General features: G+C 36.4%; 1 pseudogene. It reads right to left on the bottom strand.

Features of this window, described 5'->3' with window-relative positions:
• Window positions 1-126: 126 nt before the first annotated feature.
• A pseudogene (gene mraW / locus KHD59_RS02435) lies at window positions 127-210 on the bottom strand (16S rRNA (cytosine(1402)-N(4))-methyltransferase); the annotation flags it as partial.
• Between the last annotated feature and the right edge of the window lie 186 nt (window positions 211-396).

The raw sequence follows: 396 nt of genomic DNA, 5'->3' as shown, positions 1-396 counted from the left end.
TTGCTGTTATTAATTACTTTTTCAAGACAATTAATCAAGCCCACCTTACAGTGTTTACGTGACCTCTGGAGATTATCACTCCAGGCTATGCGTTAAATAGCGGAATTATGCGCATCTTTTGCGCCCACTTTGTTCTAAAGCTACTTTTAAACATTTTAATTCTTGATTAACTTCTATACGCAAAGCTTGAAAAATTCTTTTGGCACTATGTATACGGATAGATTAATTGCGTTTTATTCAGCGATTTGTCTTTGCTGTTTTATTTACAATCAGCCCCCGTCCAAACCGGACAAGCAAGTTTCCCAGCATCCGGCTTTCCATAATTTACTCTCTTGCGAGAACTAATTTCTCCTTGCGGTTGATTAGCTATTTATTCTTATTGTTCTTGTTTTCTAA

The sequence above is a fragment of the Sesame phyllody phytoplasma genome (assembly GCF_018390775.2).
Taxonomy (GTDB): Bacteria; Bacillota_I; Bacilli_A; order Acholeplasmatales; family Acholeplasmataceae; genus Phytoplasma; species Phytoplasma australasiaticum.
Note: the sequence above shows the minus strand (reverse complement) of the source record. Positions and strands in the feature narration are given on the sequence as shown.